Below are 18,758 nucleotides of genomic sequence, written 5' to 3'. Positions count from 1 at the left end.
ACGTGCTACTTTGCTCATGTTTTGCGGGTCATAAATTCATATTCGATTTCGAGCAAGCTCGAATCGAAATGACTTTTGACCCTTACGTCATATAATTAGCATTGTTTCAATCTTGAGAGGTAGCTTATGATTTCAGCACAGATTATCAAGAACAGTATCAGTCAGCTTCAGGCTGTGACCAAAGTGGATCTCACAGTTACGGACCTGTCCGGAAGTGTGGTGGCCACTACTACAGATGAGCCTATAGCAGATGCAGGCCTTATATCGGGCTTTGCCATGTCTCCTGCAGATTCTCAGGTTGTAGGCAACAGGCATCTACTCAAGATCATGGATGAGGGCGAGCCGTCCTTTATCCTGATAGCATCCGGTGAGGGCGAAACTGCATATATGACAGGCAGGATCTGCTGTTTCCAGATACAGGATCTGATCGTAGCCTACAAGGAGCGTTATGATCGCAACAACTTCTTCCAGAATCTGATGCTGGACAATATGCTCCTGATAGATGTTTACAATAGGGCAAAGAAGCTCCATATAGATGTATCTGTACCCAGGGTAGTGCTGCTGGTGGATGTATCCGAGCAGGAGGGAGATAATAATGCGCAGGAAGTGCTAGGCGGAATGTTCTCTGCTCAGTCAGGTGACTATATCACAGCTGTTGATGAATCCAGTATCATCATCATCAAGTCCCTTGGAGATACAGAGGATTATACAGAGATCGAGAAGATCTCAGATTCTATTGTAGATATGATGAGTACAGAGCTCATGATGAATGTACATGTGGCTTACGGTACCATCGTTGGCGAACTAAAGGACCTGTCCAAATCCTATAAAGAGGCAAAGATGGCTCTGGAAGTGGGTAAGATATTCTATGTGGAAAAGAAGGTCAATGCTTATAATACCCTGGGTATTGGCAGACTCATATATCAGCTGCCTATAAATCTCTGCCATATCTTCATGAAAGAGATCTTTGGTGACAGGGACGTGATCAGCCAGCTGGATGAGGAGACACTGAGCACTATTGCCAGATTCTTTGAGAACAACCTCAATGTATCAGAGACTTCCCGTCAGCTCTTTGTGCACAGGAACACTCTTGTTTACAGGATTGAAAAGTTGGAGAGACTGACAGGCCTGGATATCAGGAAGTTTGATGATGCCATGACCTTCAAGATCGCTCTTATGGTCTCCAACTACATGCGTTACCTTGATACTCATGAATATTGACAAATAGGATAATACAAGATATATTTTAATAGCTGCGGTCCTGTCAAAGGTGCATACAGGGATCTGCGGCAGGGTCTTACGCAATGGGAGACCGTGAATCGTGTCAGGGCGGGAACGCAGCAGCACTAAGCGGAACCTTTCGTGTGTTGTAGGGTCGCCTTGCCTCAGACCTGTGTGTGCCTTTGGCAGGACCGCTTTTTGATGGGCATTTGTGGCATGTGTCACAGTGCCTATTTTTTATGGATATGAAAATGAATGCAGATTTCGGATGAATTTATTAGTTATCATTTTCTGACTGCATAAGCACCTAAATAGACAGATAATTATTGGTTGTAGCAATAAACTGGAATGAAGTTGCGCCTAAGTGGAATAAAATTGTAGCTGCATTCAAAAAAGCTTATTCTGTATCATCTAAGAATATTAGTAGTGCTTTTTCAACTTCGAAAACTCAGATTACTGAACAAATAAAAACCACACCATCAATTACTCGAAGCGGAAAAAATGTCACAATCAATACAATAACCTACAAATGCACAGTTGGTGCAAACTCAATTGTCAAAAAGAAATTTTCAAGTAATACATATTATGTGGCAGTACGTTATAAAGGTTCGGTGTGGGTGTGTACTAGCAAAACGCTTTCGTTTTCACAAGCCAAAGTAGTTCAGTATGGCAATAATTCATATGTTGGAATATGGGCAACCAAAAAAAGCGGAGCAATAAAATTATGTCAACCAAAACCGAGAGGACCAGAAATTCACGGAAATGGCGCGTCGGGGTATTATTATCATTACCATTTAGATTATAACAATACAAAACATTGCCATGTATGGTTTAGCAAGTAAAAAATGATATATTTCAACTAATTATTTCAAAGGGTATTATTTTTGAGTAATATTATTAATACAAAATGAAAGAGGTGACAATATGTATGAGTATTGCCCTGAGGGAGTCAATTGGGAATTAGATGAGCCGCAGTCATTTGTTGGCGAGAAGTTTGAGAGATTTATCAGCTTGTTGTTCGTAAAAGCTGATTCCTTTTCGTTGACTATGGTTCCTTATGGAGAAGATACAGATAGAAGATTGGAAAAAGAGCTTGAACAGTATAAAATAAAACAGCTTATGGTGCCTGTATGGTATGGGTATTACGCTGATGATATGGCTCTTCATGAATTGCCGACAAAGACAATTAAAATGTATAAGGCAAATGAGGCCGCCAAAGCAGTGCTTTTAAACTATATAGATGATATATTTCTTCGTAAAAAGGAAAAAGAAGAATTCGTGGATGCCTGCTTTTCTTTAGAGGACTTGAATTTTTATGATGGTGATAGTTGGCTTTTGGGAACTGTATCTCATGAAATGATCGCTACACTTTATAATACCGATGATTCTTTTGATGAGCTGGTTAATGAGATAGGTAATTGGAAAAAAGTAGAAGGTTCAGTATTAAAAATACCTGATTTTATGTCACAAGAATAACTCGTATAGCATATTATTATTATCAGGAGATGATATGTTAAGGGAATATGGTGCATGCAGTCTCTGTCCTAGAAAATGTAAAGTGAATAGACTGCAAGGGGAAAAAGGTTATTGCGGTCAGACAGCAGAGATCACAGCAGCTAGAGCGGCTCTTCATTATTGGGAGGAGCCGTGTATATCCGGGACCACAGGATCCGGAGCTGTTTTTTTCTCAGGCTGTAATATGGGATGTGCATTTTGCCAGAATCAGGAAATAGCCAGGGGAGAAGTTGCCAGGTCTTTGACTATAGATAGGCTCTCCGATATATATCTGGAGCTGCAGGCCAAGGGGGCTGCCAATATCAATTTGGTGACAGCTTCTCATTTTATCCCTTCCGTGGCTGAGTCCCTGCGCCTTGCAAAGAAAAAGGGCCTGAATATCCCTGTGGTATATAACAGCTCAGCATATGAAACTACAGATGCCTTAAGGCTCCTTGATGGCCTTGTCGATGTATATCTGCCTGATTGCAAATATCATGATAGTATATTATCTGCTGAACTTTCCAAGGCTCCAGATTATTTTGAGACGGCCATGGCAGCCATAGAAGAGATGGTCAGACAGGTGGGAGATGCTTCCTTTTATCCGGTCGGGACTATTCCCGGGGCGGCAGGTTCTGACCAGCTAGAAGATAAAGATCTCTTATCTGCAGATGAGTATAATGATCTGGTAGTGGAGCTTGATGATGATTATGAAGGCCCGCTTGTGAAGAAGGGAGTCATAGTCAGGCATCTTGTCCTGCCGGGGCATCTTGATGACAGTAAAAAGGTATTGCTGGGACTTAACGAGAGATTTGGTAACAGTATATACATCAGTATCATGAACCAGTACACGCCGCTAAGGTCTGTGCCCGGACACCCGGAACTTGATGGGAGGGTACCTGAGGCAGAATACGAAGAGCTTTTGGATTTTGCGGCCGATATAGGCATAGAAAATGCCTTTCTTCAGGCGGGAGATACTGCCAAGGAGAGCTTTATACCAGACTTTGATTATACCGGTCTATAAAGCTGCCGTACTATGGATAGAGTAGCTTTGAAAACTGCTTGGTCCTGGTTTGATTAAAGGAATGGATATGAGAAAAGAGTTTGAAGACATAGAGAGTGCTGACAATTATTATATGGGACAGGCGCTTGCTCAGGCCAGAAGAGCGTATAAGCTTGGAGAAGTGCCCATAGGCTGCGTCATAGTCAGAGATGGAGAGATCATAGGAAGAGGCTATAACCGCAGAAATACTGACAAATCCGTCCTCTGCCACGCAGAGATATCTGCTATCAGAAAGGCGGTCAGGATAGAAGGCGATTGGCGAATGGAGGATTGTACACTATATGTGACCCTTGAGCCTTGTCAAATGTGTGCAGGTGCCATAGTCCAGGCCAGGATCCCCAGGGTAGTCATAGGCTCCATGAATCCCAAGGCAGGCTGCGCAGGCTCGGTACTTAATATTCTTGAGCATCCGGATTTTAATCATCAGTGTGAGGTTGCAAGAGGTGTCAGAGCAGAGGAATGCAGCGATATATTAAAGACCTTCTTTGTAGAACTCAGGATCAGAAACAAAATGGAGAAAGAGAAAGAAAAAGATCAATAAGAGAAACATCTATCAGAGAAATATCAATAAGAGAAATATCCATAAGAGAAAGCCCCGTCAATTGCGGGGCCTCTTTTTGTCTATATAGTCCTCAATTTTCCTGGCGTCTGCGCTGCTCTTATCTCCGGGTGTCCTGTGGGAGCGCCTGTAGGCTGAGGGCGGCATGCCCTTCTCATGGCGAAAAGCCTTGGAGAAGACAAGGGGATCTGAGTAGCCGCAGGAGAGAGCAATACTCTCTATGGGCAGGTCTGTTACCTTGAGCATGTCACAGGCTTTGGATATGCGGAAGGAACTGAGATATTGCTGGGGAGATATTTCCAACTCGTTCATAAACAGAGTGTAGAGATAACTCCTGTTGACGCATACATAGCTTGCGATATCGGTTATCCTGATGGGATTATAATAGTTACTCTTGATATACTCCAGCGCCTTGATCACATAGTAATTGGTATTCTCAGGGGCGCTTCCCGGGCTTACTGCTGAACCGGCTACTTCGCCCAGAAATAGCCTTAGGAGCCCGCTCCTTGCAAGGTGATCCGAATAGGAGAAGGTATTGTGATCCATCATCTGCCTTACCAGCTCGCTGATCTTGTCGCCATTCTCTGATTGGAATATAGGCGAAGCTGTGGACAGGCCAAGGTCTGCTACCACTTCTCCGGCCCTGCTTCCTCCAAAGCCCACCCATACATAGGTCCAGGGATCCTCTTCATCGGCCTCGTAATACGATAGTATCTCAGGCGTGATAAGGAAGCCGTAGCCTGCCGACAGCGGATAGACCATGCCTCCTGATTTAAATACCCCCTTGCCGCTGATGACAAAGTGGATCATATAATGGGGTTTTACAGCAGGTCCGAAATGGTGCCTGGCCTGAGTCCTGGACAGGCCGCAGCTGGCCACCACCAGTTCTTCATTTTCTTCCGGAGCAAATTCCAGTTTGTACGCTTTCTCCATACAATAACATCATCCTCATAACTGATAATAATCCGTTTTGATCAATACCATAATAGCATTCCTGCATAGTATCCTGCAAAAGACAATTAGAGCCCCTATTATGCTTAAAAAAATGTGTAAGATATTCTGCTCTCGTGTATAATAAGAAGGACGATGGAATAAATAATAGATAGGAGCAGAATGAATGTCGATTGGTGATGAGATAATCCAGGGCATCAGTCAGACTGCGGATACTGTCACAAAGGCGGTAGAGACAGGCGATTTCAGTCATCTCTCAGGTGATATCACAAGGACTGTTTCCATAGCTACAGACAGAGTCAGAGCTGAAGCCAGGAAGATTTCAATAGATAGGATGAGCCCTGTAAATAACGCATACAGAGGCGGCGTAAATAGTACAGAGAGCTATCTCAAAGCCAGAAGAGAGGCGGAAGAGAAGGGGAAGCACATGAGTGCTTTTCAGCTCAGGCGTCCGGGTAAGGGCGGAGCTATAGCCGGGATCATTGTGGGAGGTATACTTACCTTTTCTTTTGGTATAGCCTTCCTGGGAGTACTGGGAGCCTTTGTGATGACAGGACTGGCTGAGACCCTTATAGGACTGGCGGTTGTCAGCGCATTCTTGGGAGTCAGCATGATCCCATTGATATCCGGTATCACCAAGTCAGGTGATGTGGACCGCTTCAGGAAGCTGGCAAGCGCGGTAGGAAGCAGAGAATATATAGGTATAGATGAGCTGTGCCAGAGAATGGCTTCTTCCAGAAAGGATGTCCTAAAGGATATCAAGCGCCTGATGAAGAAGGGGATGCTCCCTGAAGCCAGGCTGGATGAGGGAGAGACCACACTGATCCTCACAAGGAGTGCCAGCGAGCAGTACGATATGATGCAAAGGGCTGCCATAGAGAGGCGCGAGGAGCAGCAGTTAAAGACTGTTGACGCTGAAGTGCTCACAGATGATGAAGCAGCAAGAGCGCTTATCAGCGAGGGTAACAGCTATCTGGTAAGAGTCAGACAGATTAACGACAAGATATCCGAAGCTGATACTATGTCTGATAAGCTATACAAGCTTGAGAAGATCATGCAGAAGATATTTGAGGAAGTAGGCAGGAATCCTTCCAAGGCCAATGACCTGAGGAAGTTTATGAACTACTATCTCCCTACTACAGAAAAGCTCCTCACAGCCTATGTTCAGCTGGATGGCCAGCCCGGTGTGGGCAATGTGGTTGAGACCAGGCAGCAGATATCCGGAGCCATGGATACCATCAATATGGCTTTTGAAAAGCTCCTGGATGATCTTTTCCAGGAACAGGCATGGGATATTTCGTCAGATATATCAGTCATGCAGACTATGATGAAACAGGACGGTCTGGTAAAGGATGATATGCCCTCGCAAATGTCAGGAACTGCTGCAGCTACGGCCACAGCCACAATGGCGGCAGGTGCATATGAGAAAGAGTAGATGATCTTAGAGAGAATCAAGCTGCTTATCGAATAAAAATAGATAAAAGATAACAAAGAGGAACAATTGGAGGAAGGAATAATAATGGATAACAAATTTGAAGAACTTGAAGCAAGTGTACCCACCCTGTCATTTGATGCTGGCGCAGCAGCTGCTGCAGCAGAAGCACCTGCTCCTGCCGCTGAAGCTGAGGCTCCGGGGGAAAGCCTTGGAGCAGCTGAGTTTGCCAAGGAGTCTGTACTTTCTCCTGAAGAGCAAAAGCAGGTAGATGAGTTTGTAAAGCAGATCGACATTGCCAATTCCCAGGCTGTTATGAACTACGGCGTAGGTACTCAGAAGAAGCTGGCAGACTTTAGCCAGAAGGCTATCGACAATGTTCGTACCAAGGACATGGGCCAGGTGGGCGATATGCTTACAGGCCTTGTGACACAGCTCAAGAATTTTGATGTAGAAGAGAATGAAAAGGGCTTCCTCTCTATCTTCAAGAAGGGAGCTAACCGTGTAAATGAGCTCAAGGCCAAGTATTCCAGCGTAGAGACCAATGTAAACGCTATCACAGGCCAGCTGGAGCAGCACCAGGTGACATTGATGAAGGATGTAGCTCTCCTGGATCAGATGTACAACCTTAACCTCAACTATTTCAAAGAACTGACCATGTATATCGAAGCCGGCAAGAAGAAGCTTGAGGAAGTCAGAAACGGAGATCTGGCACAGCTTCAGGCCAAAGCCGAGCAGACAGGACTTCCTGAGGATGCCCAGAAGGCCAAGGATATGGCCAATCTCTGTGACAGATTTGAGAAGAAGATCTATGATCTGGAGCTGACCAGGACAATCGCTATGCAGACAGGACCTCAGATCCGTATGGTACAGTCCTCTGATACAGTGATGGCTGAGAAGATCCAGTCTACTATAGTAAATACCATTCCTCTTTGGAAGAATCAGATGGTCATCGCCATGGGCGTAGAGCATTCACAGCAGGCTGCCAAAGCTGAGCGTGAGGTTAATGATATGACCAATGAGCTCCTCAAGAAGAATGCGGAGAGACTCCATACGGCCTCTGTTGCTACTGCCAAGGAAGCTGAGAGAGGCATCGTAGACATGGAGACCTTAAGGCATACTAACGAAGAGCTGATCAAGACTATTGATGAAGTCCTTGCTATCCAGAAGGAAGGCAAAGAAAAGCGCCGCGCTGCAGAGACTGAGCTCAATCAGATCGAAGGCCAGCTCCGCGACAAGCTTATCGAAGCATCACATACCTGATAGAATATTTACAGGCCCTGCCTTTTTGGCGGGGCCTGTTTTTGCATCCCTTTCAATGCTGCAAGCCAAGATATTGAGCTCTTTTTAACATTTTGACAGCTTTTATGAACAATAACTGATAACAATCCCTGCCGGATAAAATATAGAATATAAGCAAGAAGATATCTGTATTTACTTAGGAGGACAATATGCAAGACCAGGAAATGAAACAGAAATTACTTGAGGGGTTTGAAAAAGAGTTTGGTTACAGTCAGGGGGTCAGATGCTTTTTTGCTCCCGGACGTGTGAATCTGATAGGTGAACATACTGACTATAACGGGGGACATGTATTTCCCTGTGCTCTTACAATTGGAACCTATGCGGCAGTAAAGAAGAGGGATGACAATCTCCTTCGCTTTGTATCACTGAATTTTGAGAACAGCAGAGTGGATTCCTCTCTTGATGATCTCACTCCTTCAGAGGCAGCAGGCTGGACTAATTATCCCAAGGGCGTGGTATGGGCCTTTGAGGGCAGAGGTATGAAGCTGGATCATGGCTTTGATATGGCTGTCATCGGCAATATCCCTGCAGGAAGCGGCCTGTCTTCATCAGCATCCCTTGAGGTGCTCACAGGATATATGCTTAAGAGCCTCTATGGCTTTGATGTGACAAATACCGATCTGGCGATAATCGGTCAGTATTCAGAGAACAATTACAATGGCATGAACTGTGGCATCATGGACCAGTTTGCTTCTGCCATGGGCAAGGAGGATAATGCGATCTTCCTTAATACTGCAGATCTTTCTTTTGAATATGCTCCTATAAAGCTGGACGGCATTAAGCTGGTAGTCACTAATACCAACAAGAAGCACAAGCTCACCGATTCCCAGTACAATGCCCGCAGGTCTTCTTGCGAAGCAGCTCTTGCTGAGCTCCAGACTGTGTGTGATATCAAGGGCCTGGGCGATCTGACTCCCGAGGAATTTGAGAAGGTGAAGGATGCCATTAAGGATGACGACAGAAGGCGCAAGGCAAAGCATGCTGTATATGAGAATGCCCGTACCCTTGAAGCTGTGGAGGCGCTTAAGGCAGGAGAGCTTGACCGTTTTGGCAAGCTTATGAACGCATCTCACGTATCCCTTAGAGATGATTATGATGTTACAGGAATAGAACTGGATACACTGGCAGAGGAAGCCTGGAAGATAGATGGCGTCATCGGTTCCCGTATGACAGGCGGCGGCTTTGGCGGCTGCACAGTATCACTGGTAAGAGATGAAGCCATAGATGAATTTAAAGAGAAGGTGGGTGCTGCTTACAAAGAGAAGATCGGATATGATTGCACCTTCTATATCATATCTGTAGGCGCAGGCCCGAGAGAGGTGTAAAGGGCCATGACAGACGTATATGAGAGCATATTGGACCTGGCGGCTTATGGTCTTGCCACAGGTCTTATTAAGAGCGCAGATACAGTATATACAATCAACCATATCCTCTCTGTGATGGATATGGACGGCTTTGAGGATGATATCAGCCCGGAGGAGGAAGCTGCAAAGAGAGCTGCAGCAATGGACAGGGCTGCTATAGAGGACGGTTCCTGCATTGAGAAGATACTGGGAGTACTCCTTGATGCTGCAGAAGCAAAGGGCATGATCCCAGAGGGCAGTATAGCATACAGAGATCTCTTTGATACTGAGCTTATGGGAGTTCTGACTCCCCGCCCCAGTGAAGTGATCGAGCATTTTAACAGGCTCTATGATGAGAGTCCCGTAGCTGCCAGCGATTGGTATTATGACTTTAGCAGGGACAGCAACTATATCAGAAGGGCCCGCATTGCAAGGGATCTGAAATGGGTGACTCCCACAGAATACGGTGACCTAGATATCACTATCAATCTGTCCAAGCCAGAAAAGGATCCCAGGGCTATTGCAGCTGCCGGCAAGGCCAGGCAGTCCGGCTATCCCAAGTGCCAGCTTTGCAGGGAAAATGAAGGTTACCGCGGCAGGGTAGATCATCCCGCCAGGCAGAATCACAGGATCATCCCTCTTACGATCAATAACAGTCCCTGGTTTTTGCAGTATTCACCCTATGTTTATTACAATGAGCATTGCATAGTATTTAATTCTGCCCATGTACCTATGAAGATAGATCATGAGGCCTTTTGCAAGCTCTTTGACTTTGTAAAGCTCTTCCCTCATTACTTCGTAGGCTCCAATGCGGACCTTCCTATTGTGGGCGGCTCTATCCTCTCCCATGATCATTTCCAGGGAGGCCACTATGAGTTCCCCATGGCTAGGGCAGGGGTAGGCAGGAGCTTTAGCGTTACAGGCTTTGAAGATGTAGATGCAGGCATTGTTGACTGGCCTATGTCAGTCATCAGGCTGTCAGCGCCTGACAGCGACAGGGTGATAGCTTTGGCTGACCACATCCTGTCTGCATGGAGATCCTACACGGATGAAGATGCTTTTATCTATGCATATACAGATGATACGCCTCATAATACCATCACTCCCATTGCCAGGAAGCGCGGAGACAGATTTGAGCTGGATCTGGTCCTTAGGAACAATATCACCACAGATGAACATCCTATGGGCGTCTTCCATCCTCATGCAGAGCTCCATCATATCAAGAAGGAAAACATAGGACTCATCGAAGTCATGGGCCTTGCAGTACTTCCTTCCAGGCTCAGGACTGAGATGGCAGATCTGAAAAAGGCTATATTAGAGGGCAGGGATCTGAGAGCTGATGAAAAGACTGCTTCCCATGCAGATTGGGCAGAGAAATTCATGGCATCTTATGATCATATAGATGAGTCCAATATAGACAAGGTATTGCAGGATGAGATCGGAAAGGTATTTTTGCAGGTTCTCACCGATGCAGGTGTCTACAAGAGGACTGCTGAAGGTATAGCTGCCTTTGATAGATTTATAAAGAGCCTTGGTTGAAACTGTCTGCTATAATATGGGTATATGTTAAAGGAAATTAAGGAGCAGATATGTTTAGAAGAACTAAGGCCCGCCTGAAGCAGGCTGAGGATGTATGCAGGATGCTTGATGAGCAGTATGGGGCAGAGATGGTCACTTACCTGGATCACAGAGATGCCTTTGAGCTGCTGATAGCTACCATTCTTTCAGCCCAGTGCACTGATAAGAGAGTCAATATGGTCACTCCGGGGCTTTTTGCAAAGTACCCTACGGTCCATGATTTTGCCGGGGCGGACCTTTCAGAGCTTGAAGAGATCATTCATTCAGTTGGCTTTTATCACGCCAAGGCTACGAATATCATAGCCTGTGCCAAAAAGCTTGAAGAGGACTTTGGGGGAGAGGTGCCAAGGACCATAGAAGAGCTCACCTCTCTTCCGGGAGTAGGGAGAAAAACTGCCAATGTGATCAGAGGCAACATATTTGAAGACCCTTCCATAGTGGTAGATACTCATGTAAAGAGGATATCCAAAAGGCTGGGACTCACAGATACAGACGATCCTGTATTGGCAGAAGAGGAACTGATGAAGGTACTTCCAAGAGATAACTGGATCCGTTACAACATCCAGATCATAAGGCTTGGCAGGACCATATGCTCTGCCAGATCACCTAAATGCAGTGAATGTTTCCTTAGGGACATATGCCCTGCTCGTCAATGAAGCTTACAATAGAATCTCTGTTCATGGACCTGATGGCTTCGGCTTTGGGTCTTAGAGCAGAGATTTTTTCTTGGGCTTCTGAGCTTGTCAGCCCCAGGTGCTCCTTGTAGAGCTTGCACAGGAGCTTGTAGGTGGCAATGGTATCAGTGCCTGTGGATACAGCATATTCTGCAATGCAGGCAGCCTCTTCATATTTGTCATGAAGGCTTAGTACCTGTGCCCAGTCCTGCAGGGTGGTGACCAGAGTGATATAGGAATTGTCATACTTGGTAAGGATAGGAAGATTGGCAGCGCCGTACATGAATTTCAAGTCGGTGTTGGTGTAGCCTGTGAGATTTACGATCTTGCGGCCGGGATCTGCCAGGCTTTTGATGGTATATTCCATATGATCCACTTCGGGATGTCCCTGGAGCGCGCCAAAGGGCAGCTTATCAAGGGGGATAGTGATATACTCCAGGTCCATAAGGCTCTTTACAGGAGCGTTGTTGGCTTCGCGCTCCCTTTGCCAGAAGCTGTCCTCTTCCTTGCCCTTTCTAAGCTCGTAATTAAGCCAGAAACAGAATATGATAAAAAGCGGTACACCAATGGGAAATCCGAAATGCATGACAGTCCTCCCCGGGAATAGATCAAATACTATATTTGCAAACATTGTTGAATCCAAAATCCAATAATGTTTCAATTTCGGATGATAAGTATATGGTATTTTGTTTAATTCAGAGATATAATGATTCGGATGTATAAAAATGTAATGCATTCTTGGATAAATAATCCAAGAATGTATGCAAATAGGCCATTTGAAAGCAACTAAAGTTGCTGGGCCTATTTGCCAGATTCATGTTCTCACGAAACACGCAGTAAATGCGTGTTTCTGAATGGTCATCTAATAATTTATGCTTCTTTGGATCGACAGATAAGATATAATTGATGGTTTATTTATATGATACCATGATTTTTTGATATGGAGCAGGCGATGAAGAAGTTTTTGGGTGGAATAATTATAGGACTTGGGCTCATGGTGCTGCCGGGGCCCGCAGCTCATGCGGCAGCAGGCAACCTGATCTCAGGTGGCGTGAGCATCGGAGATGTGGATGTCTCAGGTATGACACCTGAACAGGCAAGGGCTGCTGTAGAAGCCAAGATGGAAGAGTATTCGCAGGCTATGATCACCCTTACAGGCAAAGGTGAGAATGACCGCTATACAGTATCTGCAGGTGATATGGGCCTTACCTGGACCAACAGGTCGGTGATAGATGAAGCCGCCAGGCTTGGCAAGAGCGGCAATGTGGTCAAGAGATACAAGGATCAAAAGGATGCTGAGAAAGAGGGCGTACATTTTGACCTGGAGTATGCGCTTGATGATACGATCCTGACAGATATATTCGAAAAAGAATGCAGCTCTTTTAACTCTGAGGCGCTTAATTATGAGCTTCATAGAGAAAATGGCAGCTTTGTGATCACAGACGGTCATGAAGGCTATGAGATAGATGAATCAGGAAGTCTCGAGACTATACAGAACTATTTTGCAGACAGCTTCAGGGGACAGGATGCAGAGATAGGCCTTCAGATAGCAGTGACTGAGCCCCATGGCAGCAGGGCGTCTCTTGAAGAAGTCAGGGATGTGCTGGGAAGCTTTACCACCAATTACAGGACTTCCGGCCAGTCCAGATGTATCAATATAGCCAACGGCTGCAAGCTGGCTCAGGATAAGACCCTTTATCCCGGCGACGAGTTTAATATGCTGGAGAATATCACTCCTTTTACTGAGGCCAATGGATATGCCCTTGCTGGTTCCTATTTGAATGGACAGGTAGTAGAGAGCTTTGGAGGCGGTATCTGCCAGGTATCCACTACCCTCTACAACGCAGTGCTCTTGTCCGAGCTTGAGGTCACGGAGCGCCATAATCACTCCATGATCATAAGCTATGTTGATCCTTCCATGGATGCAGCTATAGCAGAGAACGGCGGCAAGAATTTCCGCTTCGTCAATAATACTGAATATCCCATCTATATAGAGGGTGTTACAGAAGGCAAGAATATCACATTTACTATATATGGCAAGGAAACCAGGGATCCCGGCAGGAAGGTCACCTATACCAGTGAGACTCTGGAAGTGACCAATCCTGAGACTGTGACTTTCCAGATGAATCCCGGCCTGGCAGTAGGCGTGGTATCCAGGGTACAATCCGTCCATACCGGTATCAAGGCTCAGCTTCGCAAGCAGGTGACTGAGAATGGAAGCGAAGTAGTAAATGAAGTCATCAACAGCAGTAATTACAAGATGGTACCTGCGATCTATGCCATTGGTACAGCAGGAGCTGATGCCAATATCCAGTTCTCCCTTGATGCAGCAGCAGCAACGGGAAGCCTCGAGCATGTCAATGCTGTAGCAGCTCAGATGGGAGCTATCATGGCGGCAGGACAGACCATAGATCCCAATACAGGCGGCGTACTTCCTGCAGGCACTCCTGTGGCTCTGCCCGGTGAAGGAGGAGAAGCTGCTCCTGCAGAAACAGCAGTAGAAGCCCCTGCTGATCAGGGCGCAGAGGCTCCGGTGGAAGCACCTGTAGAAACCCCTGTAGAAGCTCCTGCAGAGGAAGCTGCTCCCTGAATGCCTTATAAAAGTGTTCATAGGTATATTCCTGCAGGATATATAGATCATCTGATTTGACAGGGTATACCTATCAAAGGATAAATATGCGAATTGGTAAAGTTACAGAAAATGTATTAAAAAGGTCCGTTTGGAAAGAAACGGGAAGAAAAGCAATGGGCGGCGCAGCAGGTTACTCTGACTGCGCCTTATTTGACCTGCAGGCTAATAAGGATAAAGGACCAAAAGGTGCAGGAAGCCATAACGGCGAAGGAGAGATCCTCTCATCCACTTCTCCCTGCACACTGGCCCTGCAGCATCCAGCCAGATATGCCCTTGTCTCTGCAACCAATAATATCTATGCCTCAGGAGGCGAAGCCGATATGGCAGAGCTGACAGTGCTCCTTCCTGCCGATGCAGAGGAGAAGCAGCTAAAGGACATGATAAAGGAGGCTGTAAATATAGCAGGAGAGCTGGGACTGGCCATAAAGGGCGGCCACACAGAGGTGACTCCTATTGTGAATGCGCCTATGGTCACTGCCACGGTTACAGGCCACAGGGCTGCGCCTTATACGTGCGGTCACCCTGCCAGCGTCCATGAGACCAAAGGTACTGAGAGGTCAGCTGTCAAAGCAGGCGCCCGGGGCGATCTGGAGATCTATATCAGCAAGTGGATAGGACTTGGAGGAACTGCCATCCTGGCAGAGGAGATGGAGAAAGAGATAGCTGCAGCCTATCCTCCTTTTATCGAAGAGACCGGAAAGAGCTTTGGCTCGGTCAAATATCTGTCTGTCAGGGATGAAGCCCGCATAGCCATGGAAGAAGGTGCGGTCCTTATGCATGATATATCCTCGGGAGGCGTATTTGCAGCTCTCTGGGAGTTTGGAGAGATGCTGGGCCTGGGACTTGATATAGACCTTAAGGCTATCCCCATCAGGCAGGAGACTGTGGAGATCACAGACCTTTTGGGTGTGAATCCCTATCAGATTTATGGCCAGGGTGCTCTTCTCATAGCAATTCCTGCTGGAAGCGGCATCGAGACAGCCATGGAAAGTGCAGGTATACCCTTGTCTCTTGTAGGCCATACCAGGCCAGACAAGGACAGGATCATCAGAAATGGAGAGGAAACGCGCTTCCTTGACCTGCCTCAGGCTGATAGTCTGCTGAGCCTTGCTCATACGGCTTCAAGATGGTAAACTAACAGACAATGATGAATAAAAATACAATCTGCTGCCGCTATTGCAGCGCGAAAGGAGCAATATGTCTTTAAGAGAAGAGATCCTTACAGTCATTGAAAAGAACAGCCGAATCGGGATAGATGAGCTGGCGGCGGCGCTGGGAGCGGAAGAGATCACTGTAGCCAATGAAGTAAAAGCCATGGAGGATGAGGGCATCATCTGTGCCTTCCATACCATGATCGACTGGTCCAAGACCTCTATAGAGAAGGTCATGGCCCTGATCGAAGTAAAGGTCACACCCACCAGGGGCATGGGCTTTGATTCCATAGCAGAGAGAATATACAAGTTTCCTCAGGTGTCCAGTCTCTATCTGATGAGCGGAGCCTTTGATCTTATGGTCATCGTAGAGGGTAAGACTCTGTTTGAAGTAGCGGAGTTTGTTAATAACAGACTGGCAGTGCTTGATACCGTACAGTCCACAGCGACTCACTTTATCCTCAAAAAATACAAAGACCACGGTACCATACTGACTTCCAAGTATGAAGATACCAGAGAGAAGGTTACCCCATGAGAAATCCCCTTTCAGATAAAGTAGTAGAGATCAAGCCTTCGGGCATTAGAAAATTCTTTGATATAGTTCAGGATATGGATGATGTAATATCCCTTGGTGTGGGCGAGCCTGATTTTGACACACCCTGGCATATAAGGGATGTGGGCATATACTCCCTGGAGAAGGGCAGGACCTTCTATACTTCCAACTCAGGCCTCAAGGAGCTGAGAGAAGAGGTGGCTGCTTATATTAAGAGGAGCCAGGGCGTGACCTATGATCCCATTAAGCAGGTCTTTATCACTGTGGGCGGCTCTGAAGCCATAGACCTGGCTATGAGAGCCATGCTGGATCCCGGAGATGAGGTGCTGATACCCCAGCCCAGCTATGTATCCTATGAGCCCTGCGCTATACTGGCAGATGCCACGCCTGTGATCATCAACCTCAAAGAGGAGAATGAATTCAGACTTACAGCTGCTGAGCTTAAGGAGCATATTACTGACAAGACCAAGCTCCTGGTCCTGCCCTTCCCCAACAATCCTACAGGCGCTATCATGGAGAAGAGTGACCTGGAAGCTATAGCTGAGGTTATCAGGCGCCACGATCTCTTCGTATTGTCTGATGAGATCTATGCAGAGCTGACCTATAAGGGAGTTCATACTTCCATAGTATCCCTGCCCGGTATGGCTGAGAGGACCATACTTATAAATGGTTTCTCCAAGGCCTATGCCATGACAGGTTGGAGACTGGGCTATGCTCTTGGTCCCGAAGCTATCATCCAGCAGATGGTCAAGATACATCAGTTTGCTATAATGTGTGCTCCCACCACCAGCCAGTATGCTGCTGTGGAGGCACTTAAGAACGGCGATGACGATGTGGCAGTGATGAGAGCTGAATATGACCGCAGGAGAAAGTACCTGCTCCATGAGTTTGCCAAGATGGGGATCAAATGCTTTGAGCCTTATGGCGCATTTTATGTATTCCCCAATATCAAGCAGTTTGGACTTAAGAGTGACGATTTTGCCCTGCAGCTCCTTGAAAAGGAGCGCCTGGCAGTAGTACCGGGAACCGCCTTTGGAGATTGCGGCGAAGGCTTTATCAGGATTTCCTATGCATACTCCCTGGAGGATCTGAAGAAGGCTCTTGAGAGGCTCAGGCACTTTATTGCGGGCCTGTCCAAAGAATGATTTTTTCCGGATAACGATTCCGGGAATATAAATATAAGATAGAAACAGAGGTTTATTAGTATTTATGAAATTTATCAGAGAAATGAAACCGGGAGACAGGATTTCAGATATCTATTTCTGTAAGGCCCGTACTTCCGCTACCACCAAAAACGGCAAACCCTATGACAATCTGACATTGCAGGACAAGACCGGTAATGTGGATGCCAAGGTCTGGGATCCAAATTCTGCCGGGATAGATGATTTTGAGGCAGGCGAATTTGTGGAGATCATGGGCGAAGCTACCAGCTTTAACGGGATGCTCCAGATCAATGTCAAGAGAGCCAGGAAATGCCGTGAGGGTGAATACGACCCTGCAATGTATATGCCGGTGTCTTCCAGGAACAATGACGAGATGTTTGCAGAGCTGATGAAGCTTATCAGCAGCGTGAAGAATAAATATTTAAGGGCTGTTCTTGATGAGTTTTTTGTAAATGACACTGAGCTGGTGGCAGGCTTTAGAAAGTCTTCAGCTGCCAAGTCCATCCATCACGGTTTTATAGGGGGACTGCTGGAGCATACACTCAGCGTGGCCAATCTCTGCGACTATTACTGCAAGAACTATAGCACCCTTAACAGGGATCTCCTTATCACTGCGGCTATTTGCCATGATATAGGCAAGGTCAAAGAGATATCACCCTTCCCGGAGAATGATTATACAGACGATGGCAACTTCCTGGGTCATATAGTGATAGGTGCTGAGATGGTCCATGAAGTGACCCGCAAGATCCCGGGCTTCCCGCCCCTTTTGGACCGGGAGCTGCGCCACTGTATCCTCTCCCATCATGGACAGCTGGAATACGGATCTCCCAAGAAGCCTGTACTTATGGAAGCCGTAGCTCTTAATATGGCTGATGATACAGATGCCAAGCTTGAGACCTTCAGAGAGATCAGAGAGAATGCCACAGAACCCGGCTGGCTGGGTTATAACAGACTCTTTGAGAGTAACCTCTTTGATACAAGAGTGGAATACTAAAATATTGTAATTATTTCAGCCTTTGTGAAGCTGCCTTCACAAGGGCTTTTAGTATAACATTTTCGGAACTTATAATCTGGGTACTGTCTTTGACTCTGCGCTGATGGTGAGCTTCATATATCCATCGGGACTTTGCACATGATATGAACATCTATCAGGTCTTTGGGATTATGATAAAGAATCCGATGAGATCAGTTCATATATAACTGATCTGTCTCTCCACACCCCTCGGCGATTTCTTTATTATTGCTATCATGCGACAAGGCCCTGATGCTTATATGTAAATTACACCCAGTTCTAAGTTACAGGCAGTGCTTGGCCTGTAATCAGTTACTGTTCAGACCCCAACTTGAGATAAAAATACCGGTGATCTAGACTTTTATCAGTCGGACCACCGGTATTTTCTATCAAATATCTCTGACACATTCGTGTAAATATTGCTGGGATCATTTTCGCGCAGCGTAACCAGCACACCCAATCCATCGCAGTAATACTCTAGACTGCTGAATGACCGGTATGTCATGACCTGCTTGATTTTACGTTTTACCTTACGAGCCTGACGCTCACTTAAGTTATTATTGTGCGGAACTCTTTTATCATGAAGGAACAGCAGATGGTTATGCATGTATTTCTCCATTCGTTTATACA

Annotated in this window: 17 protein-coding genes, 1 other RNA gene and 1 pseudogene; 16 read left to right on the top strand and 3 right to left on the bottom strand. The window is 46.2% G+C overall.

Annotated features, from left to right (window positions below; translation table 11 throughout):
* The first annotated feature begins 126 nt into the window (after positions 1-126).
* The 6 genes from G636_RS0112870 to tadA all read left to right on the top strand — a co-directional run bounded on the left by G636_RS0112870 (position 127) and on the right by tadA (position 4,319).
* Entirely contained in the window at positions 127-1,221 is a 1,095-nt protein-coding gene (locus tag G636_RS0112870; RefSeq protein WP_026508388.1) for a PucR family transcriptional regulator, read from the top strand.
* Between the two features lie 34 nt (positions 1,222-1,255).
* An RNA gene (gene ffs / locus G636_RS20030) (signal recognition particle sRNA large type) lies at positions 1,256-1,416 on the top strand.
* Between the two features lie 131 nt (positions 1,417-1,547).
* Positions 1,548-2,063, top strand: a complete 516-nt coding sequence (locus G636_RS20365; protein ID WP_155832394.1) for a hypothetical protein — start codon at positions 1,548-1,550, stop codon at positions 2,061-2,063.
* Between the two features lie 82 nt (positions 2,064-2,145).
* Positions 2,146-2,697: a hypothetical protein gene (locus G636_RS0112865; RefSeq protein ID WP_026508387.1), complete on the top strand. Its 552-nt coding sequence runs from the start codon at positions 2,146-2,148 to the stop codon at positions 2,695-2,697.
* Between the two features lie 82 nt (positions 2,698-2,779).
* Positions 2,780-3,739 (top strand): radical SAM protein, encoded by a 960-nt coding sequence (locus G636_RS0112860; RefSeq protein WP_330363987.1) that lies wholly within the window; start codon positions 2,780-2,782, stop codon positions 3,737-3,739.
* A gap of 61 nt (positions 3,740-3,800) precedes the next feature.
* Complete coding sequence (tadA, locus tag G636_RS0112855; protein WP_026508385.1) at positions 3,801-4,319, top strand: tRNA adenosine(34) deaminase TadA; 519 nt, start codon at positions 3,801-3,803, stop codon at positions 4,317-4,319.
* 57 nt (positions 4,320-4,376) lie between these two features.
* Here tadA and G636_RS0112850 read toward each other — a convergent pair whose 3' ends face one another.
* A complete protein-coding gene (locus G636_RS0112850) occupies positions 4,377-5,270 on the bottom strand; it encodes an AraC family transcriptional regulator (RefSeq protein WP_026508384.1) in 894 nt (297 codons plus the stop codon).
* Positions 5,271-5,454: 184 nt separating this feature from the next.
* Between G636_RS0112850 and G636_RS0112845 the strand changes: the two genes are divergently transcribed.
* The 5 genes from G636_RS0112845 to nth all read left to right on the top strand — a co-directional run bounded on the left by G636_RS0112845 (position 5,455) and on the right by nth (position 11,599).
* Complete coding sequence (locus G636_RS0112845) at positions 5,455-6,723, top strand: 5-bromo-4-chloroindolyl phosphate hydrolysis family protein (protein WP_026508383.1); 1,269 nt, start codon at positions 5,455-5,457, stop codon at positions 6,721-6,723.
* Positions 6,724-6,807: 84 nt separating this feature from the next.
* Positions 6,808-7,983 (top strand): toxic anion resistance protein, encoded by a 1,176-nt coding sequence (locus tag G636_RS0112840; RefSeq protein ID WP_026508382.1) that lies wholly within the window; start codon positions 6,808-6,810, stop codon positions 7,981-7,983.
* Between the two features lie 203 nt (positions 7,984-8,186).
* Entirely contained in the window at positions 8,187-9,347 is a 1,161-nt protein-coding gene (locus tag G636_RS0112835; RefSeq protein WP_026508381.1) for a galactokinase, read from the top strand.
* A gap of 6 nt (positions 9,348-9,353) precedes the next feature.
* Entirely contained in the window at positions 9,354-10,904 is a 1,551-nt protein-coding gene (gene galT / locus G636_RS0112830) for a UDP-glucose--hexose-1-phosphate uridylyltransferase (protein ID WP_026508380.1), read from the top strand.
* 50 nt (positions 10,905-10,954) lie between these two features.
* Entirely contained in the window at positions 10,955-11,599 is a 645-nt protein-coding gene (gene nth, locus G636_RS0112825) for an endonuclease III (RefSeq protein ID WP_026508379.1), read from the top strand.
* Here the strand turns inward: nth and G636_RS0112820 are convergent.
* The gene (locus G636_RS0112820) at positions 11,571-12,203 is read right to left on the bottom strand and encodes a hypothetical protein (protein ID WP_026508378.1); all 633 of its coding nucleotides are present in this window, start codon (positions 12,201-12,203) and stop codon (positions 11,571-11,573) included. The genes nth and G636_RS0112820 overlap by 29 nt on opposite strands.
* Before the next feature lie 366 nt (positions 12,204-12,569).
* On the opposite strand from G636_RS0112820, the gene G636_RS18565 reads away from it, so the two are divergent.
* The 5 genes from G636_RS18565 (at position 12,570) to G636_RS0112795 (ending at position 18,110) form a co-directional block, all read left to right on the top strand.
* Positions 12,570-14,207 carry a VanW family protein gene (locus G636_RS18565; RefSeq protein ID WP_051227020.1) on the top strand — a complete coding sequence of 546 codons (1,638 nt, stop codon included), beginning with the start codon at positions 12,570-12,572 and terminating at the stop codon, positions 14,205-14,207.
* 86 nt (positions 14,208-14,293) lie between these two features.
* A complete protein-coding gene (locus G636_RS0112810; protein ID WP_035779681.1) occupies positions 14,294-15,382 on the top strand; it encodes an AIR synthase-related protein in 1,089 nt (362 codons plus the stop codon).
* Positions 15,383-15,446: 64 nt separating this feature from the next.
* Positions 15,447-15,935, top strand: a complete 489-nt coding sequence (locus tag G636_RS0112805; protein ID WP_026508376.1) for an Lrp/AsnC family transcriptional regulator — start codon at positions 15,447-15,449, stop codon at positions 15,933-15,935.
* Positions 15,932-17,098: a pyridoxal phosphate-dependent aminotransferase gene (locus tag G636_RS0112800; RefSeq protein WP_026508375.1), complete on the top strand. Its 1,167-nt coding sequence runs from the start codon at positions 15,932-15,934 to the stop codon at positions 17,096-17,098. Before G636_RS0112805 ends, G636_RS0112800 begins: the two co-directional genes overlap by 4 nt.
* 64 nt (positions 17,099-17,162) lie before the next feature.
* Positions 17,163-18,110, top strand: coding sequence for a 3'-5' exoribonuclease YhaM family protein (locus G636_RS0112795; protein WP_026508374.1), 948 nt, complete (start codon positions 17,163-17,165; stop codon positions 18,108-18,110).
* Positions 18,111-18,492: 382 nt separating this feature from the next.
* Here G636_RS0112795 and G636_RS20735 read toward each other — a convergent pair.
* A pseudogene (locus G636_RS20735) lies at positions 18,493-18,758 on the bottom strand (IS66 family transposase); the annotation flags it as partial.

Source organism: Butyrivibrio sp. MC2013 (assembly GCF_000424585.1).
Lineage (GTDB): Bacteria > Bacillota > Clostridia > Lachnospirales > Lachnospiraceae > Butyrivibrio.
Note: the sequence above shows the minus strand (reverse complement) of the source record. Positions and strands in the feature narration are given on the sequence as shown.